Raw genomic sequence first — 25,541 nt, 5'->3', positions numbered from 1 at the left:
TCAAAGACTCCAGGTCTGCGCCGCGTCCGTCGAAGACGTGGCTTGGTGAATCAGTTCGCTCTGCCGCAGGCGGGCCTGCGCCAGGAATTCCATCAGCATCAGATTGTCGGGGTTCCGGGCCAGGGCCTGTTCCAGTTCGGCAATGGCTTGCTCGTTCTCGCTCCAGGCCGTTGTAAGACCCGCGTTGATGACATCCGGCTGCGGCACATCGGCCCAACTGACCTGATGCCGCATGGCCTCGATCTCCGACGAGATGACCCATTCACTGATACGGGTCGGCGTTGAATCCTGTGGCATGGTGACCAGCAGTACGACCGCCAGGGAGGCGGCAACGGCCAGGCCGCCGGCAATGCGGCCGAACCACTGTTGCTGCTTTGGGGCGATACGGGATTCGATCGCCTGCCAGGTGCTCCCATCCGGATCCGCCTGTCGCGGCAGGGCGGCGAGTCTGTCATCGAGTGTTCGGTCGTCAAGCGTCATGACAGCGTTTCCTTGAGCAATTGGCGCGCACGGTGCAATTGGGCCTTGGAGGTGCCAATTTCGACCTTCAGGCTTTCGGCGATTTCCTGGTGACTGAAACCTTCCAGGCAAAACAGCACCAGCACGTCGCGGGCCCGCATCGGCAGTTTGGCGATGGCACGCTCCAGATCAAGATCGGTAGCCGGCCACGGCGGTTCGATGTCGGTCAGGTGCGGCAGGGCATCATCCGTACCCGACACTTTAAGCCGCCGGCGATCGGCCAGCGCGACATTGACCGCCAATTGCTTGAGCCAACCGCCGAAGCGTTCGGGCTCGCGCACCTGGTCCAGCTTCTGCCAGGCCTGCACGAAGCTGTCCTGCAGCAGATCCTCGGCCAGGCCGCCATCGCCACCGGCAAGTCGCCACAACAGGGGCCGCATCCAGCCGGCATGGCGCCGGTAAAGGCCAGCGAAGGCACTTCGGTCGCCATTGCGCGCGGCCAGGACGAGATCGGTGTCCGGCTCCGCATGCGTGGGCTGCTGATCGGTTTGCGCGTGCATGCTCTCAATGATGCGCCCAATTCGCAGAAGGTTGGAAGATGCCGGAAGTACTGGTAGCTGTCGCTCACAGACAGCACCCCAAAGCATCCCGGGGATACGCTCCGGCGGCACACCGCCCCACCAGAAGGGGACCAGCACCAGGCTCAGGCTGAACAGGCAGGTTTGGCGAAATGAGCGTTCCATGCCCTGAATAGATGCGAAGGATCACGAAATGGTTGGAACGGCGTAAGGAGCGGATGCGCGGCAGAGCGCTTCGGCGAACAGCTCCGGGCGAGGGCCTTTCAAACAATGTCTGCCCTGGATTCCGGGTAGTCGGTAGTCAGAAGACGGAAGACGGAAGACGGAAGACGGAGAACGGAGCCACCGGGTAGGTCGGCGTTACATCGCCGACGGACGAGGTCTCGGCCACCCCCACACGTAAGCTTGCGCTCTAGGTGTAGCAGCGAAATTCACGCTGAGGAAAGGAAGGTACACGTTGGCGAGCCGCCTTCGTCAGCTGATGCGGGGCTTTCGAGGTGGGTCGAAGAATGCATGTTCCGGCTTTTATCAACTGATCGCTGCCGGCGCCCATGCCAGGCAAGCCACAATGCTCAGCAAGTTCAGACCTGCCAGCGCCCATGCAACCCGCTGCCAAACAACGGCACCCGACGCCCCGGACTTCAGCCACCAGCCCGAAACCCCAGCCAACAAGGCGCCCACCAGCCATGCAGGAAAACTGAACAGAACCAATCCGTAAGTCATGATCGAGGGCTGGCCATCCAGGAGGATAGCGACTGGAATCGCCAGACCCACCAGCAGACTGATGCCTGAGATGGCAAGGAGGATGGTGGGCAGGCGATGAGGCCGGACTGATTCGGGAGCACCTGTACCGGATTCCTGTGAAGTAGCCTTCATCTTGCACGGTGCTCGAACGGGCAGTGCTCACTATTATGCCTATTCCAAAAATCCCGAAGTCGGAGGTCGGAAGTCTGTACGTCTATACGTCGGTGCATCCGTGAGAATTCGGGAAACCTCGGCGCTGTCGTCCCGGCCGTAGCGAAGCGGAGAGCCGGGACCCCGCACGCTAGGGAACTGCATGGCCTACTGGCGCACAGCCGCACAGCCGCACTGACGCAAAGCGGCACAGACCTCAGACATCCGGAAACCAGAACCCTGAACCCTGAACCCTGAACCCTGAACCCTGAACCCTGAACCCTGAACCCTGAACCCTGAACCCTGAACCCTTTATCCTTCCGTCTGTCGCCGCCCCGACCAACCCCAACGTACTCTTCCCAACGCTCCAATCACGCCTGGCCAGCACCGACCACCGGCCCACAACGGACGCCAAAGCGTTCCGCGACCTTGTCGAGCGTGCGCCTGTAATGTTCGCGCTCGCGCTTGTGGGTCAGCATGAAGCCGATCGATGCCCGCAAGCGTCGCGGAAGCGGATACCAGCGATTGAAGTCCAGGCCGTTCCGGGAGACGATCTTTCTGAACTGCCCTGCCGGGATCGCCTCTGCCATCAGACTGAGGTTGTAGAGCTGAAGCGGAGTCAGTCCGACGGCCATCACGTATTGGGGTGCCTTGCGGCGCAGCTCCTCGACGTCCATCGCGTAGAGGGGCACCTGGGTCAGCTTGTCGAGAAACATCAGGTGGGTGAGGAAGTACGCGGCGGCCCCGCCCGCGGGGAAGGGGATCGTGGCCGAGCGGTTCTGAATCGACAGCACCCTGCCGCTGGCCGACGCGTAGGGCTCGTATGAATGCTCGCCGCGCATCAGCGACCCGGTGCAGTTGACCACCCAGCTACCGGGCTCGACCGGCATCGTGGCCCCGGACCGAAGGACCAGCTCGGCACCACCATCGCGATCGACAACGTCGTCGAAATAGTCCATGACGACCTCGTTGAGTCCCTTCGCAATGGTGTCATTCTCGGCCTCGGAGAGAAACGCGAACAGGAAGTTGCCGGTCTGCGGTGTCAGGCGCACTCCGTAGTTGTCGCCGAACCAGCTCATGACATCGGCCTCGTTGGTGCCGTCGAAGCGGCGAGCCATCTCCATGGACAGCAAGCTGATGGGCTTGCCCTGGCGCCACCGGCGCACCCCGCCCGGAAAGAAGCGATCACGGCTGGCGAAAAGCGTGCCCGGCCCGGCAATCAGATTGACCTCCCTGCCGGGCTGATCGGAAATCAGCGCGTGGGCCGTATCCATGCCGGTCTTCCCAGCGCCGACGATCCACACAGGCTCATCGCTGGCCCGCATCTCCGTCCCCCGCACGTCGAAGCCATCCGGTGAGACCGAGCGGGCGCGGGTGCTCGACAGCTTCAGTGGTGGGTTCGTTTCAATTCCCTGCCCGTATGCCTTGATCAGCCGGTCGGCCTCAAGTTCCATTGTGCGACCTTCACTGGAGCGGCAGGTGATACGGACTTTCCCGGCCAACTCCTCGGAATTCTCGAACTCGTATCCGAACAGCTCGGTCACCCGGATGCGACGTTTGATCACTTCAAGGCAGTGGTGCAAATGCTCCAGCACCTCCTCCCTGGTTGCGAGGTAATCAGGTTTCTTGCCCAAGGTCCACTCGATGTTGCCGGCGGTAAACAATGAATGCGGCTGATGGAGGCGGACATAATCGTAAGTGTCCATCCACATGCCGCCCGCGCGAGAACGGCGGTCAACCAGGATCACCCGCTGGTCGCGGGAGAGATACTGGCTGGCGACGAACAGGGCATTCAGCCCCGAGATTCCCGCGCCGACAATGCAAGCGTCATATCGATCTGTCATTGCGTTTCCCTTGTCTTGAATTCAAGGCTTCAATAAGGATCGCGCAGCCTGCACAAGCCGAGCCCGCTCGCCGAATCAGAAGACATCTGCACTCGCAAAGTAACACGCAAACCCAAGTCATCACCCGCCATTGCGCTGAGTCGGCAATCAGAAACCCGAATGTCCTGGTTTCTGCAGGCCCGAAGTCCGAGATCCGAGGTCTGAGGTCCGAGCCGGAAGCCCAGGAGATGACAAAACGACCAAAGGACAGAACGACAAAACGACCAAACGACAATCCCATGGAACCCGAAAACCGCTCCTGATTCTCATTGCTCCAGTAAAGCCACCGCTCACCAGGTCTGCACCCCCGGTGTTCACTATCCGTCTCAGATGTGTTCGACACGCTATTGCGAAGTCGGCCTGGCATAGTCGATCAACGAAGCGTCTTCAGCACCGTATTAGGGAAACCAAGAGGTGAGTATGGTCTTGACACCATATGCCTTAGGGTGCATAATTGCGCCATGCAGTGGGAAGTCAGGTTTGCCGACGAATTCGATCCTGAGTTCGACGAGTTGCCCAAGATCGTTCAGGACGAAATTCTGGCAAGAGCGAAAGATCGATTTGACAAGCACCTGAACAGAGAGAAATGACCATGGCACGTACATTGACCGACAAGTTGAATTCATTGCCTGCCGATCGACGCAAGCGTATTGAGTTCCGTGCCGCTGAGCTGATCGATCAGGAACTGACCTTGCGCGAACTTCGCAAGGCGCTCGACATGACCCAAACAGCGTTGGCCGAGCGGCTCAACGTTGGCCAGGACACCGTCTCACGCCTGGAGCGCAGGACGGACATGTTGCTCAGCACTCTGGATGACTATGTTCAGGCTCTGGGTGGTCGCCTCGAGCTGAACGTGGAATTTCCGGGCCATAAGAAAATCCGGCTCAAGTCCCTGCATGAGCCAAGAACCAACGACGAAGAAGCGGCCTGATCAACAAACCACTGAAGCCACCGTAGATCGGGGTTGAGCCGGCAGTCAAGGAGATGACAAAACGACAATCCCCCTGAAACCTGAAACCTGAAACCTGAAACCTGAACGCTTTCCCGAATTTGCATTCCCCCACCCCCACGCGTTACAAAAGGGGCCACCTGGCGTATGAGCATGCCCTGGGGACGGGGCGGAAAGGGAGGCAGCATGGCGAAATTATCCATTCTCAAGCGAATCGATTCGGGCGAGTGGGCGTGCCTGATTCCCATGAGGACTGCGCGGCAGAAGCAACTGGCGGTCAGCCCCGCTCAACGGAAGGGAATGGCGTTCTGGTCTATTGCCGTTGGCATCACGCTCGTGTTTTCCACCCTATTGATGATCGAAGCCAGCGCCCATGCCGGCGATCCAGACTCGGAGAAGTTTTCAGAAGAGACCGCCCAGCACGTCGCGGAAAGGCGCAAGAAGATCAAACGCGAGATCGAGCAACTGGCTGATCATCCGTGGGCCGGAGAGTATTACGCAGGCGATGGCACGGCAGTCAACATTTATCTGTGGCTCGCACCTGAGTCCGGGTTTGTTTTTGAGTGGCACGGCTGCCTGGGCCTCTACGACATCAACCATGGAACGATTGGATTTGACGGAAAAACTATCCACCTTGATTTCAAGCACCCCAATGAGAGGGAGGGGTTCCAGGGCTTGGCGGAAGCGCTGATTCCCATTGAATGGGGCGACCGAAGGTATCTGGTTCCACCCGACGAGATGGGTGAATTCGCAAATGACGTCAATGCCTGCCTCGAAACACGGCAAGGTTCTCGTGGCGGACATTTGCTTCGAAGAGGAGATCACGAGCTCAAAGCTTCCGGGTACCCAATTCTCCCGGAAGAATTCGCAGCATACTTGCTAGAGGATCCGATTGACGCCACCATCACAGACGTGGTTTCAGTTAAAGAATGGACAAACAGCCTGGGATGGAATATTAAGGAAGTGACAGTTGATCTGGACGTAGGCCAGCAGAATGGACTGTTCCCCGGCATGCGGTTTTACGTCTATTCACCCGAATACATATCTCATTGGCTGACAGTTTCTGAACTATCAGAAGATACCGCTCATGCGGTTGTCACGCAAACGGTCGAGGAAGACTTGGACGAGGTTGACCCGCAACCCGGTTGGCGCCTGACCACCGAGCATCCATGGTTTTGTGGGGACGAGACAACCGAGACTGCCTATTAGGTCATTCCAGCTCACGGATCTGAATTCGGGAGATTCCCATTCGGAGCAACCATTTTCGTTGCGGCCGACTGTTAATGGCCAACTAAACTGACCCACTATTGGCCAACAATTTTGACCCACCCCGGGTGGCTTTGGCCACAAAACACTGTAGCGTCCCGTGCCAGACAAATAAGCCGGGACAGATCATTGAAGGAGTGGGTTGTGATTCACAAAATCAAAGCATTACACGATCAGGGGCGGGGCCTATCGGTCCGGGCGATCAGCCGGGAACTGGGCATTGCCCGTAACACGGTTCGCAAGTACCTGAGACTGAACGAGATGGCGATCAGCCAGGCCCAGGAGGATCCCTCGCGTAGCAAGCGTCTGGACGAGTATCGAGATTTCCTCATCCATCAGCTCAAGACGTATCCCCGGCTGAGCGCCATCAAGCTGGCTCGGCGACTTCGTGAGAAAGTGGGCGAGTTGCCAGCCTCTGAGCGTAGCCTGCGCCGCTACGTGCGAGCGCTCAAGGAGCAAATCGCCAACGGCCAGACTCGTTATTACGAGCCGGTGGTTGACGCCGTACCCGGCGTTCAGTGCCAGGTTGACCCCGGCGAGCTGCGCGGAGTGATGATCGCAGGGGTGGAGCGGGTGGTCTACTTCGTGGTCTTCGTTCTGGCCTGTTCACGGCTGATGTACGTGGGGGTGCGATTCCAGCCTCTGGACACCGAGGCGTTCATCCAGCTTCACGACGAAGCCTTCCGCTACTTTGGTGGTGTGCCTGAGGAGTGTGTATACGATCAGACCAAGCTCGTGGTGATCCACGAGCGGTACCGAGAGCTGACGCTCAATCAACGCTTTCACCAGTACGCCACGACTGCCGGTTACCGGATCCATGCCTGCGAGGGCTATGATCCCGAGAGCAAGGGCAAGGTGGAGGCCGGGGTCAAGTACGTCAAGCAGGACGCCCTTTACGGGGAGTGCTTCGAGAGCGAGACGGCGCTGTGCCAGCACCTGCAAGGCTGGTTGGAGGCCGTGGCCAATGTTCGCAAGCACGGCGCCACCGGTCGCCAGCCGCGGGCCCACTTCGAGGCCGACGAGCGCGCACACCTGCGTCCCTACATTGTGGCGCAAAGCCTGCTTCAGGCTCGCCCTGACCACGAGACCCGCCGGGCCGACAAAACCGGGCTGATCTCGTGGAAAGCCAACAAGTACTCAGTGCCCCTGCGCTGGCAGCGGGCCCAGGTGGGTGTCTCTGAACAGGAGGGGCACCTGCATATCCATGACCTGGAGAGCGGCGAGCACATTGCTGAGCACGTGCTGTGTCTGGAGAAAGGCCGCACGATCAAGAACAACCACCACTACCGGGATCCGGCCCAGCGCATCGCGGATCTGGAAGCGGCCATCTGCCAACAGCTGCCCGACGGTCAGGGCGAGACGCTGTGCCACCTGCTCAAGGTGACCTCGCCGAGGATCTACAAGGACCAACTGGCAGGCCTGCGTGATCTGCTCAACCGGCATGGACCCGTCGACGCCGAACTGCTGCAGACACTGACTCAGCAGCCCCGGTTGACCGCCAGCACCGTGCAACGCTACCTGGAGGCGTGGCAGCAAGCTCGAGACCGCGGGCGAGCCCCCGATACCAACACAACGCCTGATCATGAGGACCGAATGCCTGTCTCGGCCCTGCAAGCCTATGCTCAGGTTGGCCGCTCCAGTGGCCAGGAGGTGACCCATGAGTCGGCTTGAACAGACCCAGTCCCAGTACCGCAGCCTGCGCCTGAGCGCCACCGCCGGGCACCTGGGTGAGCTGCTGGCCCAAGCCGAAGCCAACGAGCTGTCCTATCTGGAGCTTGCCCGGCAGATCGCCGAGCACGAGCTGGCCGAGCGCACCCGCCGCCGCATCGACCGGCACCTGAAACAGGCACAGCTGCCGGCGCACAAGCCGCTAGAAGCGTTCGACTACCGCCACCAGACCACCATCACCAAGCGTCAGGTCAGCGCCCTGCTGGACTTCGGCTTCATCGATGAGCGCCAAAACCTGGTGTTCATCGGTCCGCCCGGGTGGGCAAAACGCACTTGGCCATCGGCATTGCTCTGAAGGCCATTGAAGCCGGCTACAAGGTGCTGTTCCGCACGGCACTGGCGCTGGTCGAAGACCTGGAGCTGGCCGAGATGAAAGGTGAACTGAAAAAACGGCTGAGACAGTTGGGTAAGTACGATGTGCTGGTGATCGATGAGCTGGGCTACCTGCCCATGACCCGGCAAGCCCGCTACAACCTGTTCCAGCTGATCAATAGCCTGTATGAGTACCGCTCAATCATCCTGACCACCAACAAGGACTTCAGCAACTGGGGAGCCTTCTTCCACGATGACGCCGTGGCGGTACCGATCATTGACCGCGTCATCCACCACTCACACATCTTCATGCTGGGAGGAGAGAGCTATCGCTTGAAACAGAAAACCACGAGCTAGACGACACACGGTGGGTCAAAATAAATGGCCAAAAGTGGGTCAAAATAGATGGCCATTGACACTTCGTCTTCGTTGCTCCAGAAAATGATGATTTCGTAGCGGTACATGCTTTTACTCCGAGACAGCATGTTGGGAGTCTGCGACGGGTTGCCGGCCTGGCGCGGTTCAGTCATCTGCTTTCCTTTCGGCGACGGCATGAGTTCCAACCAGGTCTTCGGGGGACAGCAGGCGGAAATTCACGGTGGGAAGTTGCACCGGGCCCCATGGGGCGCGGGAGGTGAACAGGGCGACGAGTTCGCGCATGGCGGAGTAGAGGACGGAGGAGCCGTTGACGCGGATCAGGCGTTCCAGGTTGTCGTGTTCGAATGCTTCATCGACCTGAAAGAAGCCGATTACTTTGAAGTGCAGTTCGTAGGGTGACTTCTTGTCGTATTCGGCGCTGGTGTAGAAATCGACGGCGACCTGCCACTCATGCTCGGAGTCGGGGTTTGTTCCGAGCTCTACACGCAAGCCGAATCGACTGTCATCGGCGCGGTGCCAGTCTTGTATCTCTTCTGCCGAGATGTCGGCATTGGCAACGCAGTGCATGCGTTCGAAGAAGTAGTGCTCAAGCTGTAGCGGCGAGTTCATTGTCTTTTTCCGAAGTGCCGGATATGCGGTACTGTGTGCGATGGGTGATGTTGCGTCGAAGGTTTTCCGGGCTGGCGGGAGCCGGGCGCGATTTGATGGCGTGGAACCAGCGGGCGTCGTCCTCTTTTGCGCAGGCGCGCAGGTGCAGTTCGCCATCCAGGGCGCGCACGAGTTTGACCATGGTTTCCAGCGTGAAATTGCTGCTGCCACGGAGGATCTTGGTGATGTAGGCGGGGCTGGTGTCGATCCGCCGCGCCAGTTCGCTCTTGTTGACGCCACGGCGCTGCATGAGCGCTTCAAGCGAATCGGTGAAGTCCATTTCCACGTTGGCGAGCTCGTAGTCGAGCGTTTCGCGGAATTTGTCGAGAACATTGGATTGCTTCTGGCTCATTACCCGTCCTTGTGGTTGTCCTTGACCCATTCGAGCTGCTTGCTGGCACGAGCCTCTCGGAACTCGGCGAGGATTCGCTCTGCGCGTTTGATCTCTTTTTTCGGCGTCTTCTGGCTTTTCTTCACAAAGCCGCTGGTACACAGAATCAAGCGATTCCCGTCATGCGCGAAGAGAATTCTCAGCGATCCCTGAATCAGTTCCCATATATCATCCTGGATCTTGTGCATTTTGCCGTGCCCTGGCGAGGGCCGTTTCGGGCGACCCGGTCGAACAGTGCGGTCATGCGAGCAGCCTCTCGCTGTTTGTTGGCGCCCAGGCTCATCAGGAACCCGGAAACCAGACCGGTGCCATCGGCGTCGACTTTCTCGATCAATGTCCAGGTGCGCTGACTGAGTGACCGGACCCGCATGTTTAACCTATAGGTTAAGTTTTGTCAAATCAAGTGGACGCATATTAATTCTCGCGAAGCCTGAAGGCGCCGTCTTCGCTCTGTCTGACCATCCCGAGTTCGGTCAGGGCTTCCAGGACCTGGGTGACGGACTTTTCCGGTTTGCGCTTGTAGTGGCTGGCCAGGGATTGGGGGTCCATCGGAGCCGCGGCCAATTGGTCGCGGACGGCGCGGATTTGGGCTTGCAGGGACTTTGGCCAGGGCAATTTTGATTTGGGTCCCGGATCGGGTCCGGGATGCCGCTTCGCGGCAGTTTTGGGCTGTTCTGTAGCGAGTTCGGCCTGGGTGGCGGTTTCTTCGGGGGCCTGGTAGTCGGGTCTCAGCCAGCGGATTTTGCCCTGGGCTTCTTCGGCGGCGCGTTGGTGGTTGAGGTCGACGAGGCGTTGGAGGAGTTCTTCTTCGGCTTCTTGCTGCTCTTCGGGTTTTTCGGGCCAGGGGGTGGTGGCACCGGGACGGCCTACCAGTTTGTCGGCGAGGTCTTCCCAGCCGTAGGCCTGGAAGACGGCGCGGTCGAGGTCGTCGTGGAGTTCGCGAAGGACGGAGACCAGGCCTTGTTCGTGGATTTCCTTTTCCTTTTTCGTCAATTCTTCTTCGCGGCGCAGTTTTTCCAGGACGTTGTACATGCCGGTCATGGTGAGGCCGGGGTGTTGTTCCTGCTGGCGCTTGCGGTGGGTGTCGAGTTGTTCGGCCAGGGTGGCGATGCGGTTGGCGGTGGCTTCGTCTGGGGCCGGGAAGGGAAAGGTTTCGAAGCAGCGCGTTTTGTTGTAGCGCGGGCGATCTTCAAGGGTGCCGCCCATGCGCAATGCCCATTCCATGTGAAGGCGTGATGACAAAATGCCCAAATGTGATACTTGGTCCGTCGCGATGCACACCAGCATGTTGTCCGGGAGGATAGACTCGTCGAGAAACTGGAAAAATCGGTGTTTGCTGGTTTCGACCGTTGCAATATATCGACTGAGGCCTTCAGACGCTTTGCGCCACTCCCGCCGCGGTTCGCCAAAGATCCACCACTTTTCCCTGTAGCCCTTTCGGTTGTTCTGATCACGCTCGGGCTTTACCTTTTCTTGAACCCACTGATAAATGGCTGGATAGGCTTTTCTGGCCTCTTCGGACGTGTAGTGGAAAAGGTCAATGACCAAGACGCCCCTCGGATTCTTGGTGAGGTCGCGGCCATTTCTGTACTCACGAATGATTCGTTCAACCCCTTCCATATCACCAAGTCCGAGCTTTCTGGCTTGATCCGGTTCGACGATGAAGCCTGGGCCAATCAATTGCACACCCCTTGAGGATACCCCGCCGTTTGCCTGTAACTCGATGGCTGACGGAAGGTCTGCACCCGCGGTCAAGTTTGCATGAAGTTTTCCAACGCGCCATCGAATTTCGAAAAGCCGTGTCTCGTCATCGGTCTTGGTTTCATTATTCAGTGTGCCGAGCACGCCTGGATACTCACCACCAGCACCTACCGTCATCGCGATTCTGACCGCCGCACCATCCGCCCCATCCACCCACGGATGATCGGGAATGGCAAACACCAGCGACAGCGGCTTCTTCTCGTTCATATGCCGCTCGATGATGCGGCGATTGAAGGTTTGGCGGAGGCTGTTGGTGGTGATGAGGCCGAATTGTTTGATCTTGCCGTTTCTTGCCAGGTCGGCGGCCTTGTTCCACCAGTAGATGACGAAATCGGATGATTCGGGGACTTCTTTCCAGGTCTTTCTGAGGGCGTCGACGTAGCCGTCGCCGAGGGCGCGGCGCATGCTGGCTGCGCCGATAAATGGCGGGTTGCCGATGACGTAGTCGGTTTCGGGCCATTCGGCCTTTCTTGGATTGATGTAAACCTCCTCGGGCACCTGCGCGGACTCGTCCGGGATATCCTCGCCGGTGGTGGGGCTTTTCTTGTAGGTCTTGCCGTCCCAGCGCATGACGGGGCGGCCGGTTTCCTCGTCCATCTTGTATTCCCAGCGGTCGTAGGCGAGGACGGCGTCGCGGCATTCGATGTTTTCGAAGGCTCTGAGTACGGGCTGGGGCGGGTTGATGTGGCCGTGGGTGCGGAAGTGCCATTGCAGGTAGCCGATCCACAGGACCATTTCGGCGATGGCGGCGGCGCGGGGGTTGATTTCCAGCCCCAGGAACTGGTGGGGGTCGACGGTGTTGCCCTGCATTTCGAGCAGGTTCTGGCCTTCGCCCAGGTCGGCCAGGGTGGTGAGCACTTCGCCTTCCAGGCGTTTCATGTGTTCGAGGGTCACGTAGAGGAAGTTGCCGCTGCCGCAGGCCGGGTCGAGTATTCGGATGTCGCAGAGTTTGCGGTGGAAGTTGCGGATTTCCTCGACGGCTTTTTTATGTTTGTCCTGTGCTTCCAGGGCGGCGGCGGCGGCCTGGACGTCTTTCCATTCGTCTCGCAATGGGTCGATGACGGTGGGCATGACCAGTCGTTCGACGTAGGCCCGCGGCGTGTAGTGGGCGCCGAGTTTGTGGCGTTCTTCGGGGTCCAGCGCGCGCTCTAACAGGGTGCCGAAGATGGCCGGTTCGACTTCGCTCCAGTCGTGGCGGGCGGCGTCGATGAGGAGCTGGATCTGTTCGGCGTTGAGCGGGATGGGGTTGATCTCGGTGAACAGGCTGCCGTTGAAGCGCAGGATCTGTTCGTTGAGCACGCCGCTGTAGCCGCCGGTATTCATGGTTTCCCACAGGTCGCGCAGGGCGTGGGGGAAGTTGTCGGGGGATTTTTTCAGGCGCTCGAGCAGGGCGGTGAACTGGCCCCTGGGCAGCAGGCCGACATCCTCGCAGAACATGGTGAACAGGCAGCGCTTGATGAAGTGGGCGACGCGTTCGACCTGGTAGCCGTCCTTTTCCAGCGCGCGGGCGAGCGTGGCCAGGGTTCTGGACAGTTCGCGGGTGACGCGGGCGGCGCGTTTGGACGGATCGAGGCTGTCGGGGTCGGTCCAGATGTGCCGGAGACGCTCGCGGACGGACTCGTCTTGCAGGTCTTCGAGATGGATGCGGTGGCTGCGGGCGTCGGGGAAGGGCACGTAGGTGCCGCCGGAGCGCGAGAATTCGGAGTAGACCTCGATGGTCTTGCCGACATCGCAGGTGAGCAGAAACGGCGGCCGGCCTTCGCCTGCGGGCAGGGCGCGGATGTAGGTGTCGGCCTGGGCGGCGGCGCGCAGCATGGCCTTGTCCCAGCGGCTGGAGGCGTGGTCTTCGGTCACGCGCTTGGCTTCGAGCACGAAGTGGCCGCGCTTGTACAGGTCGATGTAGCCGCGTGATTCGGTGCCGTCGGGATGGCGGATATCGACGCGGTGTTCGAAGACGTATTCGTCCTCGGCGGGGTCGTCGCTGGCCGGCTGCGGGCCGGGCAGGTCGAGGAGTTGGCAGAGTTCGGTCAGGAAGAGCTGGTAGTTGGCGCGTTCCTTGCCGCCGGTGTTTTGCCAGCGGGTGATGAATTGGTCGATGGGTGTTTCGTTGTTGTTGGTGGTGTCGTTCATGGGTGGTGCGGCCGGGCCCCTCGTTGCCTGGGTCAAGGGTAGCAGTAGTGGGGGTGGAGGGGAAATGGGGGTATTGGCTATCGGGGCGGGCTGGCGTGGTGGTACTCCACTCCCGTCGCCCCGGAAATCGCGGAGGGATTATACGGGGCCTCGCACGGTGGGGATAGCTGGGCCGTGCTATTGGATAGGTGCGGGATCCCGGATATTACCTTTGGCAATTCCGGGACGACAACCTGACCGATGTCATCCCGGGCCTGATCCGGGTTCTCGCAGGGTAGCTTTGGCATTGGCTGTGCTATCGGCAATGTGCGGGGTCCCGGATATTGCCGTTGGCAATTCCGGGACGACAGGTGTGAGTGGGTCGAGATGACGGTCGATCCATTCAATATCGATGATGGTGTGATTTGACACGAGAATGCGGGGCACATGCGCCAATATGACACGCCCGGATTGGCACAATCATGGGTGAAATCGCATGCGACTACGGAAAATCAGTAACTTGCGATGAAGGCATGGTAGTTGCTTATTCATCTCCGCAAGATTTTTTACTCGCAGCAAAAACAGGAGTTATGCAAATGACCCTTCGCAAACTGATTACTCTGATGACGTTCTCCATTGCCCTGGCTATCGGTGGTGCCGTTTACGCACAGTACGATGAAGCTCCGCCGCCGGCTGAACCTGAGCAGACTGACGTGTCCGATCAGGAACTGCAGCAGTTCGCTGAAGCCCAGACTGAAATCTCCAGCATTCAGCAGGACTTCTCGGCCCGTCTGCAGGGAGTCGATGACCCTGAGGAAGCCCACGAGCTGCAGGTTGAGGCAAACGAGAAGATGACCGATGCCGTCGAAGACGCCGGTCTTGATGTGGAATCGTTCAACCGTATCGCGATGGCGGTGCAGAATGATCCCGAGCTGCAAGAGCAGTTGACTGACATGATTCAGTAATAAAGCTGAATCCGGGGCTACTCGATAGCCTCAAACCGGACGACCGGGGCCCTGCGAGGCCCCGGTTTTTTCGTGGCACAATCCGAGCTGGCTCGTGCACGAGTCTGCCCAGGCTGGATGATCGGCAGCGCAAGAAAAGGGCTGGCGGTGTGCGCTGGGTCAGCGCTGGCTGAAGTGTCGCCTTGAGTCCATTGTTTCGATCTGGTAACTTCCCGGGGAGAGGGGGCCCGGGATTTCCGGAGCGCTTTCACCAGCATGACAAATCGTCAGCCAAATAGGGGATTCTCTCCAATGCACACTAGCCAAACCCGTAGTCTGGGTCGTCCGGGGTCGGTTGTTCAGGCCCTGATTCCTGTTCTGTTATTCGCGATCCTGTCGCCCCCTTCGGCGATAGCTCAAGCTTTTTACGAGGACTTTGAAACAGATCCGCCTTGCGCTGGCATTGGAAATCAATGTGAAACATTCACGAGAACGCTTGAAGGTGTTGTGTTTGAGTTTATTTTCACTGAAGAAGGTGACGGTGGAGACTTTATCTGGGAGGAGGAGTTTGGTGAAAGCAACTCCCCATCCATGAATGCTCTGTCAGGCGACTTTGACACAACCACCACAGAACGTATCGTCATCAAAAGAGAAGACGGGCAAGCCTTTTTCTTCGAAAGCATTTTTCTGAGGAACGATAACACTGCAGACACTAGTGTCCGGTTTAAAAGCCGAATAGATTCAATTGGTTACCGTCTTTGATCTGATCCAGATCGCTTCGGTCGATCGTAACCGCCTGTTTCAACTGTGTTTTTTCAAATACAGTTATGGAGATAATCTGTAGCATTGCGTGCAGCGAAATATCGAGGTCCAAACGCTTTTTGATGATGGCGATCAGCACATAGGTCGACACAGCAATCCAAATTTGTGTCTTGACTGCGTTCTCCGATCGGCCGAAGAAGCACTTGATACGGAGATTTTGCTTGATCCACTTGAAGAACAGCTCGACCTGCCACCGGCTTTTGTACAACGCGCAGATCGTAAGAGCCGGGAGTTGGAACTGATTGGTGAGAAATACCAGGGTCTTTCCGGTTTCCGGGTCCTTGAAGCGAATGCGTCTCAAGTGTTGAGGATAGTACTTGCTTGGACGCTGGCCGCAGAGCGCAATAGTTTGGTCGCAGATCAGCCCAGCTTGCCGATCTGTAGCAGCAGAATAGACCCGCCGGAAGTCCAGGTTTGATTTGGCCCGGATTACAAAGAAGGCGCCGGCCTGGGCCAGATTGAATAGTCGAGCATAGTCCAGGTAGGCCCGATCCATCACGTAAAACGAACCTGCCTCCGGAATCAGCAAGTCTAGAACATTGACGTCGTGCAGCTTGCCGTCGGAGATATGAATGAAGCTGGGAATCGATCCGCGCAGATCCAGCAGGGTATGAAGTTTGACTGCCGCTTTTGCCGTGCGAAATGGTGCCCATGGGAACATCGACAGACATAGGTCGATGGTGGTTGAGTCGAGTGCGTAAACCGTATCGGGAAGACCCGAGCTTATGGATTCGTCGACATAGAGGCTTCTCGCTTGTGCAATCAGATGCTGGGCATAGTCGCCGTAAATTCTCCAATCTCGCGACTCGTTTGCATCGGCAAGAGTTGCTCGACGAATCGGCTGGCGAAAGCCCATGTGGTAAAGCTTTGCAGACTGAACCTGGAGACAGGCTTCGATGTCCCGCAGGCTCTCGCGGTAGGTCAGCTGGGCAAAGGCCATACAGCGGAACTGTTCGGCGCAGCTCAGAGTTCGCACTCGCCGGTTGCCGTCGTATCGGTCGACGGTGCGGTGGAAAGTCTTCCAGGGAAGGAAATCCATAATCTGAGCAAAAAGCGTCTTGCCGATGTTCATTTGCCACTCCGGAGGGCACGGTATCGGCTTGGTTATACACCGCGAACTCCGCGTTCAAATCGGGGACACCTTTTTCCGCTTGTAATGTGCTGTAAAACATGCGATTTTCGGGATTCAGAGCACTTTTAACCGGACACTAGTGCACTGCAGAGCAAGACATTATTGCCCAGGGGTATTTGGGTGACAGTCCGGTCGGCCCGCAGAACACAATTTCCGATGGTGAGAGCGGGGTCTATGATTTCAACGTTGCGGTTGATGAGGTACGGTTAGAGTCTAACGATTTCGCCACCTTCAATATTGATTCTTTCCGTGGAGATGTTTCGGTACCTGCCGACCCTCCCACCGTTACCACAGCCGCCCCCACCAGCATTGGCACGACCTCGGCCACCCTGGGCGGCAATGTCACTGATGATGGGGGCGCTCAGGTGACCGAGCGGGGTGTGGTTTATAGCACCAGCCCCGATCCGACGACGGACGATAATGTGGTCGAGATCGGTGAGGGGACGGGGTCGTTCAGTCAGAATGTGACAACGTTGAGCCCGGGAACGACGTACTTCGTGCGGGCCTACGCCATCAATTCCGAAGACACCAGTTACGGGGCCGGGCAGCCATTCACCACCCTGGTCGATGTCGTCACGATTGACAGGCTGGATCCAACTCAATCCACGACCAATGCCGACGAGGTGGTCTTCCAGGTTGTGTTGTCGGGGCCGGTCACCGGGTTATCGGCCTCCAACTTCTCACTCGACACCACTGGTCTGTCAGGAACCTCGATTGCCGAGGTATCCGGTAGCGGAGACCAGTACGAGGTGACCGTGAACACGGGCTCCGGCGATGGAACCGTGAGGCTGGATCTGGGTAATTCATCCGGGGTCAGTCCGTCCATCACTTCACTCCCTTACACCGATGGCGAAACCTACACCATCGACCGGACGCCTCCACAGGTAGCGTTGATTTCAAGTGTGGAGGTGACCGGCGAGCCGGTGGTGCCGATCACTGTCGAGTTCTCACAGGCGGTTTCGGGTTTCGGGGCCAGCGATATCGTCGTGGACAACGGCTCGGTGGATGCCGGGTCGTTTTCCGATCAAGGCGGCGGGTCGTTTGCGGTCGATATCATTCCCGCCAATACGACCGCCGGCCAGCTCTATGACATCACGATCAGTATTCCCGAAGGCGTGGCCGAGGATGAGGCCGGTAACGCCAGTGAGGCGAGCGAGGAGGACCTGGTCATCACCTTCGACAGCATCGCGCCCGAGGTGGAGATCACCGCCACCGACGTCAATGAATTCGATGGCATCGGGTACACCAATCAGAGCCCGATCCCGGTCACCATTACCTTCAGCAAACCGGTATTCGGCTTCGAGGCCTCGGATATCGCAATCGATAACGCCACCTTCTCGAATTTTTCCGGTACCGACGGTGATTCGGTCTATACCGTGAATGTCGATCCGCCGCCCGGTGCCGGGCCCTCGGCCATTGACGTGGACATTGCCGCCGGAGCGGCCGAGGACGATGCCGGCAATTCCAGTGAAGCGGCCGAAACCCTGGCGCTGGTGTTCGATCAGGTGCCACCCGCCCCGGTGGTCTCCACCACGGCATCGGCCAATACCAATGTCAGCCCGATTCCCGTGGAAATCGATTTTGGTGAAACGGTTCTGGGCTTTACCGAATCAATGGCGGAGGGTGCGATAAGCGCTGACAACGGTACCGGGTTTTCCATTGAAGAGTTCGAAGCCGACAGCGAAGATGAAGTGTTCTCTTTCAATCTGGTTCCTGATGCGGACGACACCTTCACCATTGAACTGGCAGCCGACCTGGTCGCCGATCTCGCGGGAAACGACAACGAAGCATCGAACGCGCTCGAGGTCACGCTCAATACCAGTCAGCCCCAGATTGCTTTCCTCGCCGTGGGAGAAGGCGGCAGTATCAATGATGATCCACTCGAAAGCCCCATCAATGACGATTTCTTCAAGCTGTTCATCGATTTTGGTGAGCAACTGGCAGACTTCAGTCAATCAAATATCACTGCCGACAATGCACTCGTTGATAATCTCCAGACCGTGGACTTTTCCGGAGGAGTGTATTCCATAAGAATCGAACCGGTGGGTGACGGCGAAGTCACGATCACCATTCCCGAGGGCGAGGTACAGGATCTGGCCGGCAATGATAATGAGGAAGGTCAGTTCCAGATCACTGTCGACCGCACCACACCGACGGTCGTGTCCATCGAGAGAGCCAGTGGCGTGAATGACCCGACCAATCAGTCGCCTTTCGATGTCTTGATTACCTTCAGTGAAGAGATCGCGGACTTCGACGAGAGCCTGCTGGCCGTGACCAATGGTGTGGCCACAGAATATTCGACTACGGACAATATCGCCTTTACGGTTTCCATGCTGCCCGATGAAGTCACCACGGCATCGATCACCCTGGAAATTGGCGTGCCGGCTGGCGTGTTCACCGACCTGGCCGGTAATGAGAACGAGGCCGATACCGAAAACTTCACCATCGAGTTCGGTGATACGCGTCCGACCGCGCAGTTGACGAGCAGTGAGAGCGATCCCACCAATGCCGGCGATTTCGAGATCACCCTGGCGGTGACGGATATTTTTGGCCAGTTGGTCAGTAGTATAGGTGTTTCAGACTTTACGATCACGGGAGCGAATATCGTCGACATCGATGATGTTTCAAACCCTGATTTCGCGCTTACTATCGAACCGCAGGAAGAGGGAGAAATATCGATACAGCTTAACGAGAATGTGCTCTCTGACGTGGCCGGTAACCTGAATGAAGCCTCCAATGAGTTCACGATCACCTACGACATCAGCCCGCCGACTGTGGCCATCACAAGCGATGAAGGTAGTGCGACCAATGCGGATGACTTTGAGGTGACCTTTACGTTTGATGAGCCAGTATTCGGCTTCGAGCTGAGCGATATAGTCGTCGGTAATGCCCAACTTTCCAGCTTTTCCGGAAATGACGGGGATACCGAATACAGCGTCACGGTCAGCCCGGAAGAGGAAGGGCCGGTGACCATCGATGTGCCCGAGGGCGTCGCCCAGGACGAGGCAGGCAACGATAACGCTGCCGCCGATCAGTTCAGCATCGACTACGATGTGACTGCCCCCACGGTGACACTTTCTGCAGATGTCGAGACGACCAATCTTGAGTCCATCCCCATCGAGATCCAGTTCTCCGAACCGGTGACCGGGTTTGGTGCGGGCGATATCGATGTGGAGAATGGATCGGTGGATGAGGGCTCGTTCGTCGATGCCGGCGACGGCGCATTTACGGTCGATATCGTTCCTGATGATACCGACGCGGATACGAGCTACGAGATCGTCGTCAGCATTCCGGCCGAAGTGGCCGAGGATCTGGCGGGCAATCCGAGCGAGGCGAGCGAGGAAGGTCTCACCATTACCTTCAACAGCGAGACTCTGACTATCAGTTTCCACGCTGTCGAGGATGGCGGAGCATTCGATGACGATCCGATCGAAGGTCCGCTCAGCGATGAGTTCTTTACCTTGTTCATCTCGTTCAGCCAGCCGGTTGTCGGATTTTCCGACAGCATGCTCGAGGCGAGCAACGCGACGTTGAGCGATTTTGCCGAGGTGGATGCGGACGAAGGCCTGTACTCGGTGCGGGTGGCTGCCACTGGCGACGGCGAGATCAGTGTGTTCATTGCCGAGGGTGCGGTACAGGATGAAGCGGGCAACGAGAACCAGGAAGGCGAATTCACCATCGCCGTGGATTTCGGACCGGAGCCGCTACCGGTGCCGGTTGCCGGACCGCTGGGGCTGGTGTTGCTGGCGATGCTGTTGCTGGTGGTCGGTATGGGCTACCGCAGAAGCCGGGTGGTTCGCCCATAGTAGGGCGACGCCGGCGACGCAGCGCCGGCCTACCCCATTCTCGTCGCCCCGGAAATCCCGAAGGGACTATCCGGGGCCTCGCACGGCGCGGATAGCGCGGCCGTGCTATTGGATAGGTGCGGGGTCCCGGATATTGCCGTTGGCGATTCCGGGACGACGGTGGAGTGGGCTGATGCTAGTGCGCCGGGGGTGCAACCCCGGCCTACTGACTCGTCGCCCCGGAAATCCCGAAGGGATTATCCGGGGCCTCGCACGGCGGGGATAGCGCGGCCGTGCTATTGGATAGGTGCGGGGTCCCGGATATTTGCCTTCGGCAATTCCGGGACGACGGTGTGGGGGGGTGGAGTGACGCTAGTGCGCCGGGGGTGCAACCCCGGCCTACTGACTCGTCGCCCCGGAAATCCCGAAGGGATTATCCGGGGCCTCGCACGGCGGGGATAGCGCGGCCGTGCTATTGGATAGGTGCGGGGTCCCGGATATTTGCCTTCGGCAATTCCGGGACGACGGTGTGGGGGGGTGGAGTGACGCTAGTGCGCCGGGGGTGCAACCCCGGCCTACTGACTCGTCGCCCCGGAAATCCCGAAGGGATTATCCGGGGCCTCGCACGGCGCGGATAGCGCGGCCGTGCTATTGGATAGGTGCGGGGTCCCGGATATTGCCGCTGGCGATTCCGGGACGACGGTGGAGTGGGCTGATGCTAGTGCGCCGGGGATGCAACCCCGGCCTACTGACTCGTCGCCCCGGAAATCCCGAAGGGATTATCCGGGGCCTCGCACGGCGCAGATAGCATGGCCGTGCTTTTGGATAGGTGCGGGGTCCCGGATATTGCCTTCGGCAATTCCGGGACGACGGTGTGGGGGGGGGTGGAGTGACGCTAGTGCGCCCGGGGGTGCAACCCCGGCCTACTGACTCGTCGCCCCGGAAATCCCGAAGGGATTATCCGGGGCCTCGCAACTTGTCGTTGGCAGTCCCGTTCGATTTACAACCGGGTGACGTTTTCGTCCGAGAAGCGGTTGATCATCTTTACGTACGGGTCCACTCCAGCATGACTTGGGTGCTCATCGACCGTGATGCGGATGATGTTTTCACCATCGGTCAGTCGGTGACGCTGGAAGTACAGCACGTCGCTGTCGCTTTCGATGTCGTCGGGGTGAGCGGTGAACAAGCCGATATCAAACCATTCGTCCAGTGGTTGTTCAGTTTCTTCACCCTGCCCGTCGGCTTCGAGTTTGCGGGCCTGGATGGTCAGTGTCACGTCGAACCGGCCATCCTCGCGTTCCTCGACCTCGCCTGATTCGGTTCTGAGCTCGAACAGCACGATGCGCTCGAACAGGTCCGTGATCAGCTGCTGGGCGTCTTCGTCTGCTTCGGCCCGCAGGGCTGCGATCAGGTCGCGGGTGGTCGGGTAGAGGTCACTACGGAAAGCGTAGTCGTCAATCAGCTGCCGCAAAGCCCGATTGACCGCTTCTTCGCCCATGCGGTCGCGCAAGGCATACATGACCAGGGAGCCCTTCTGATAGTGAATGTAGGGCTGGCTTTCACTGCGCTTGAGTGGCTGCTCTTCCAGTGCTTCTCCGGCACGACCGCGAAGGTAGTTGTCCAGTTCATACTTCAGGAACCGCCGTAGATGGGCGGGGCCATAGTTTTCCTCCAGCACCATCAGGGCCGAGTACTGGGACAGCGATTCCGAAAGCACTTCGGCGCCCTGAACATTGGCCCCGACCACCTGGTGTGCCCACCACTGGTGTGCAACTTCATGCGCGGTGACGTAGTAGACGTAGTCGATGTCATCCGGGTCGCGCAGGTCGGCAATGAAGCCGATATCCTCGGAGTATGGAATGGTGTTGGGAAAGGCCTGTGCAAACCGGCTGTAGCCCGGGAATTCGATGATACGCACCTGGCGATGCTGGTATGGGCTGAACTCACGACTGAAATAGTCCAGGGAGTCGCGGACCGACTCAATCATGCGTTCGACATTGAAGGCATGGTCCGGATGGTGGTAGATCTTGATCGCCACACCGTCATGCTCGTCTTCGGTCAAGGCCAGATCGGCCGACATGATATTGAAGAAACTGAGTATGGGCGCATCCATCTTGTAGTGGAAGTATCGACGGCCATTCTCCGTCCATTCGCGCTCGATGTACCCGGGAGCCAGTGCAACCTGGTCGGGATGTGTCGAGATGATGGCCTCGAAGTCGATGAAGTCGGTATGCGGCGTGAGGTAATTGCCTGCATGGTGACGATCGTCGTCCAGGTCATTCATGCGCCGTGGCGGCGGCAGGTCGCGCTTGCGTCTTTCGTGACGGTCGCTGATTTCCATGCTGGACTGGTAGCCAGGCATGGGCAGCAATTCAAAATTGTTGATAAATGTGCCGTTGCGCACCACTCTGAGATCACGGCCACGATCAGCAAAACCCTGGTTGATTCGATCGACATTGAACTCAAGCCGCCGTTGCTCCCCTGGCGCCATGGGTGAATCGAACTCGACCCAGACCGCGCCATGGGTTTCGTCACGATCTGATTCTCGACCCTGCTCCACTTCCAGACTGACCGCGCTGGCCCGCGAAACATGCGGTGGAAGCATCAGCAGAAAACGATCGATGGGTTCATCACCCCGGTTCTTGAGCTGGTAATGACCACTGGCGCTCAAGCGACGGGTTTCCGGCTCGATATCCACCTCCAGGAACACCGAGGCGATTGCCGGCACCGGCAATTCTTCATGCGGACGATAGGTCTGCTCGTAGTCAGCCTGAAGGTCAAGCTGCGCCCTGCTGGTGACTGATTCATTGAGCATGGCAGTGTTATAGGCTATCCAAGCCCCGCTGGCGGCAAACACCAGCAGCCCAGTGCCCGCCAGGCCCTTGCTGTATGGACCAAGACGGCTGGGCAGGTGACGCAGCCGATAGCGGAGGGCGCTTTCCGGGCCTCGTTGCCACAAACCATGACTGAGCACGGCAAGCACCAGGGTCAATGCGGCCCAGTAGAGCATGTACCAGAACTGTGTCTGCGCAAAAGGCCCGTACTGATTGATGTCCGAATAGGTGGCCATCGGCGAACTGCCGAAGTTGAATGCGCTGTGTTCCAGCCCGATGCCATGGAAGATCAGGGTGGTGATGATGAAGAGCACAAACAGGCCGATGCCGACGAACTTGTTGGGGCTGACAACCTGCAGCAGAACCGCGAGCACGGCGATCAACATGAACGGAAGGGCCGTATACGCGCTGATACGCACCAAATACTGGGCCATTTCGAATTCAAAAAAGCCCTGGCTGGCCTGGTATAGCGAGGCAAGAACCACACCCAGAGCCAGCAGGGCAAAGATAACCAGATACAAGCCCATGAGCTTGGAAACAAAGAGCACCCAGTCGGGTGTAGGCAGACTGTCGACAATGTCACCCATACCCGACTGCCGTTCGCGCCAGACCACCTCGGCCGTGTAGTAGGCAATGATGATCAGCATGATCAGGTCGAACGACCAGCCGATATAGTCAACCATGTAGCGCGTGATCGGCCATGGGTTGGTGCCATACCAGCTATTGGGGTCGTACATGAGCAGGTTGCTGAACTGGAATACGGTCAGCAACAGCAGGATGATAAATGGCCAGGATCTGACGATCTGGCTCATCTCGAAGCGACTTCTGAGCCACAACTGCCAGAGACTGGTAGACATGCCCGGGTTCGGATTGGGCCGTATTCGGGCATTGAGTGGATCTATGGTCGGCGCTGTCTCGCGGCGCGCGGGCTTGCCGCGACTCTTCCGCGGGCGGCGCAGGTCGATCAGCCAGTGGGTCAGGCCAATCAATACCGCGGTCACACCCAGCCACAGCAGGCGATTGTGCAGCAGCACGCCTTCCATGGCCGGCATCATGGTATTGAGCTCTATGGTGGTCCAGTAGCGGGTGACCGATGCAAATGCACCAATCCCGAACGGATCCAGCAAGGCGGCCACATCGCGATACTGGGGGTCGGACAGCAAGCCCTGTGAGCTCAGGTACAAAATGAAGAAGCCGACCACTCCCAGGTACATGGCCATCATCGATCGGGTGGCAATGGCCAGCGCATAGAACAGAGCGGCACAAAACAGCAGGGACGGCATAACCAGGTAGACGTATGGCCACAGGTAGTAGCTCAGTACGGTTGGCCCGAAGCGCTCGCTGTCGACCCAGGGCATAAGGCTGCCGAACCAGATAGCCAGGGGTACGGTGGCGAACACGAGCATGACCACGGCCCACGACCCGGCAAAGCGACCCCACAGATAGGCTGCCGGCTTGAGCGGTGTGCTGAAAACAATGCCTTCCATCTGGCTCGACCAGTCGCGCGTGGCCGTGTTGCCGATGAAGTTGGCAACCAGGAACATCGCAAAAAGACTCAGAATGAGCTGGGTCATAGCGATATTCCAGGGGCCGTTGATCAATACATTCGGGCCGGGGCCTCCGATCTGCACCTGATCGACCACGGTGGCCAGAAAGGTCAGCAGGAAGAACACCAGCAATGTGACGAAGAACGATGGCTGACGGCGCAGATAGCGCCATTCGGTGCGGGCCAGTTTGATGAACATGTCAGCTCCTTCAGGCTGCCAGCTTGACGCGGAACAGGGTTGAGAAGTAGACATCTTCGAGATCCGGTGGCACGGCTTCGAACTCGGGCCCAGGCGCATGCTCGGACAGCACGTGGATCACCGTTTTTCCCGCCTGCAATCGCGTGGATATGACGGGCATGTCCTCACTGGCCGATTCGACATCGGCACGATCGACACGACGGCACCAGATCCTTCCTTCCAGGGAATGAATCAGCTCGGAGGGCGCGCCGGTCAGTTGAATCCGACCATCGGCGATGACCGCCATCTGCGGGCACAGATCAGCAACGTCATCGACAATATGGGTCGAGAGCAGTATGACCTTGTCGGAGCCGATTTCGGCGAGCAGGTTGTGAAAGCGGTTGCGCTCTTCCGGATCCAGGCCGGCCGTGGGCTCATCCACGATCAGCAGGCTGGGGTCGCCAATCAGTGCCTGGGCAATGCCGAAGCGCTGACGCATGCCACCGGAGAAGCTGGCTACATGCTTCTTGCGATGTTCGTGGAGATTGGTCTGAACCAGCAGGGTTTCGACCACCTGGCGTCGCTGACTTCGGTCGTCCATGCCCTTGAGCAATGCAAGATGGTCCAGCAGGTCTTCTGCACTGATACGTGGATAGACATTGAAATCCTGGGGCAGATAGCCCAGTTGTGATCGGATCCGATCCGGCTCCTTGCTGACATCAATGCCATCAAAATGAATAGAGCCGCGATCTGCCGGCTGCAGTGTTGCGATGGTCCGCATCAGCGTGGACTTGCCGGCACCATTGGGACCCAGAAGCCCGAACATGCCTGGCGGAATGGTCAGGCTTACATCATCCAGTGCCTGTACGCCGTTGTCGTAGGTCTTGCTCAAATTGTCGATGACCAGCACGGTCTTCCCTCGGTAGTGAATGGAACTGGTCGGT

Annotated in this window: 16 protein-coding genes and 1 pseudogene; 7 read left to right on the top strand and 10 right to left on the bottom strand. The window is 58.6% G+C overall.

From position 1 onward, the window contains the following. The 3 genes from IC757_RS03595 to IC757_RS03585 form a co-directional block, all read right to left on the bottom strand. Positions 1 to 480 (bottom strand): hypothetical protein, encoded by a 480-nt coding sequence (locus IC757_RS03595; RefSeq protein ID WP_190976023.1) that lies wholly within the window; start codon positions 478 to 480, stop codon positions 1 to 3. Beyond that, positions 477 to 1,202 (bottom strand): RNA polymerase sigma factor, encoded by a 726-nt coding sequence (locus tag IC757_RS03590; protein ID WP_223846238.1) that lies wholly within the window; start codon positions 1,200 to 1,202, stop codon positions 477 to 479. Before IC757_RS03590 ends, IC757_RS03595 begins: the two co-directional genes overlap by 4 nt. Positions 1,203 to 2,302: 1,100 nt before the next feature. After that, positions 2,303 to 3,775 (bottom strand): NAD(P)-binding protein, encoded by a 1,473-nt coding sequence (locus IC757_RS03585; protein WP_190976022.1) that lies wholly within the window; start codon positions 3,773 to 3,775, stop codon positions 2,303 to 2,305. A gap of 631 nt (positions 3,776 to 4,406) precedes the next feature. Here IC757_RS03585 and IC757_RS03580 point away from each other — a divergent pair. The 4 genes and pseudogenes from IC757_RS03580 to istB all read left to right on the top strand — a co-directional run bounded on the left by IC757_RS03580 (position 4,407) and on the right by istB (position 8,426). Further along, positions 4,407 to 4,745: a helix-turn-helix domain-containing protein gene (locus tag IC757_RS03580; RefSeq protein WP_190976021.1), complete on the top strand. Its 339-nt coding sequence runs from the start codon at positions 4,407 to 4,409 to the stop codon at positions 4,743 to 4,745. A 204-nt stretch (positions 4,746 to 4,949) separates the two neighbouring features. After that, positions 4,950 to 5,972 carry a hypothetical protein gene (locus tag IC757_RS03575; protein ID WP_190976020.1) on the top strand — a complete coding sequence of 341 codons (1,023 nt, stop codon included), beginning with the start codon at positions 4,950 to 4,952 and terminating at the stop codon, positions 5,970 to 5,972. Positions 5,973 to 6,173: 201 nt separating this feature from the next. Then, a complete protein-coding gene (gene istA / locus IC757_RS03570) occupies positions 6,174 to 7,700 on the top strand; it encodes an IS21 family transposase (RefSeq protein ID WP_190974039.1) in 1,527 nt (508 codons plus the stop codon). Next, positions 7,687 to 8,426 (top strand): annotated as a pseudogene (gene istB, locus IC757_RS16965) (IS21-like element helper ATPase IstB). Before istA ends, istB begins: the two are co-directional and overlap by 14 nt. 165 nt (positions 8,427 to 8,591) lie before the next feature. On the opposite strand, the gene IC757_RS03560 reads toward istB, so the two are convergent. The 4 genes from IC757_RS03560 to IC757_RS03545 all read right to left on the bottom strand — a co-directional run bounded on the left by IC757_RS03560 (position 8,592) and on the right by IC757_RS03545 (position 13,377). Then, positions 8,592 to 9,056: a protein-export chaperone SecB gene (locus tag IC757_RS03560; RefSeq protein WP_190976019.1), complete on the bottom strand. Its 465-nt coding sequence runs from the start codon at positions 9,054 to 9,056 to the stop codon at positions 8,592 to 8,594. After that, positions 9,034 to 9,447, bottom strand: coding sequence for a transcriptional regulator (locus tag IC757_RS03555; protein ID WP_190976018.1), 414 nt, complete (start codon positions 9,445 to 9,447; stop codon positions 9,034 to 9,036). Before IC757_RS03555 ends, IC757_RS03560 begins: the two co-directional genes overlap by 23 nt. Next, the gene (locus tag IC757_RS03550; protein ID WP_190976017.1) at positions 9,447 to 9,674 is read right to left on the bottom strand and encodes a type II toxin-antitoxin system RelE/ParE family toxin; all 228 of its coding nucleotides are present in this window, start codon (positions 9,672 to 9,674) and stop codon (positions 9,447 to 9,449) included. Before IC757_RS03550 ends, IC757_RS03555 begins: the two co-directional genes overlap by 1 nt. Before the next feature lie 226 nt (positions 9,675 to 9,900). After that, positions 9,901 to 13,377: a class I SAM-dependent DNA methyltransferase gene (locus IC757_RS03545; protein WP_190976016.1), complete on the bottom strand. Its 3,477-nt coding sequence runs from the start codon at positions 13,375 to 13,377 to the stop codon at positions 9,901 to 9,903. Positions 13,378 to 13,838: 461 nt separating this feature from the next. Here IC757_RS03545 and IC757_RS03540 point away from each other — a divergent pair, with 461 nt between their 5' ends. Together IC757_RS03540 and IC757_RS03535 are read left to right on the top strand one after the other, a co-directional pair. Further along, positions 13,839 to 14,321, top strand: a complete 483-nt coding sequence (locus IC757_RS03540; protein ID WP_190976015.1) for a DUF4168 domain-containing protein — start codon at positions 13,839 to 13,841, stop codon at positions 14,319 to 14,321. A gap of 255 nt (positions 14,322 to 14,576) precedes the next feature. Continuing rightward, positions 14,577 to 15,062 carry a hypothetical protein gene (locus IC757_RS03535; protein ID WP_190976014.1) on the top strand — a complete coding sequence of 162 codons (486 nt, stop codon included), beginning with the start codon at positions 14,577 to 14,579 and terminating at the stop codon, positions 15,060 to 15,062. On the opposite strand, the gene IC757_RS03530 is transcribed toward IC757_RS03535, so the two are convergent. Continuing rightward, complete coding sequence (locus IC757_RS03530; protein WP_190974041.1) at positions 15,025 to 16,194, bottom strand: IS4 family transposase; 1,170 nt, start codon at positions 16,192 to 16,194, stop codon at positions 15,025 to 15,027. The genes IC757_RS03535 and IC757_RS03530 overlap by 38 nt on opposite strands. Positions 16,195 to 16,634: 440 nt before the next feature. On the opposite strand from IC757_RS03530, the gene IC757_RS03525 reads away from it, so the two are divergent. Continuing rightward, positions 16,635 to 20,060 (top strand): Ig-like domain-containing protein, encoded by a 3,426-nt coding sequence (locus tag IC757_RS03525; protein ID WP_190976013.1) that lies wholly within the window; start codon positions 16,635 to 16,637, stop codon positions 20,058 to 20,060. A gap of 979 nt (positions 20,061 to 21,039) precedes the next feature. Here the strand turns inward: IC757_RS03525 and IC757_RS03520 are convergent. Together IC757_RS03520 and IC757_RS03515 are read right to left on the bottom strand one after the other, a co-directional pair. Further along, a complete protein-coding gene (locus tag IC757_RS03520; protein ID WP_190976012.1) occupies positions 21,040 to 24,618 on the bottom strand; it encodes an ABC transporter permease/M1 family aminopeptidase in 3,579 nt (1,192 codons plus the stop codon). A gap of 10 nt (positions 24,619 to 24,628) precedes the next feature. Next, positions 24,629 to 25,507 (bottom strand): ABC transporter ATP-binding protein, encoded by an 879-nt coding sequence (locus IC757_RS03515; protein WP_190976011.1) that lies wholly within the window; start codon positions 25,505 to 25,507, stop codon positions 24,629 to 24,631. Positions 25,508 to 25,541: the final 34 nt, after the last annotated feature.

The sequence above is a fragment of the Wenzhouxiangella sp. AB-CW3 genome (genome assembly GCF_014725735.1).
In the GTDB taxonomy this organism is placed as follows: Bacteria; Pseudomonadota; Gammaproteobacteria; order Xanthomonadales; family Wenzhouxiangellaceae; genus Wenzhouxiangella.
Note: the sequence above shows the minus strand (reverse complement) of the source record. Positions and strands in the feature narration are given on the sequence as shown.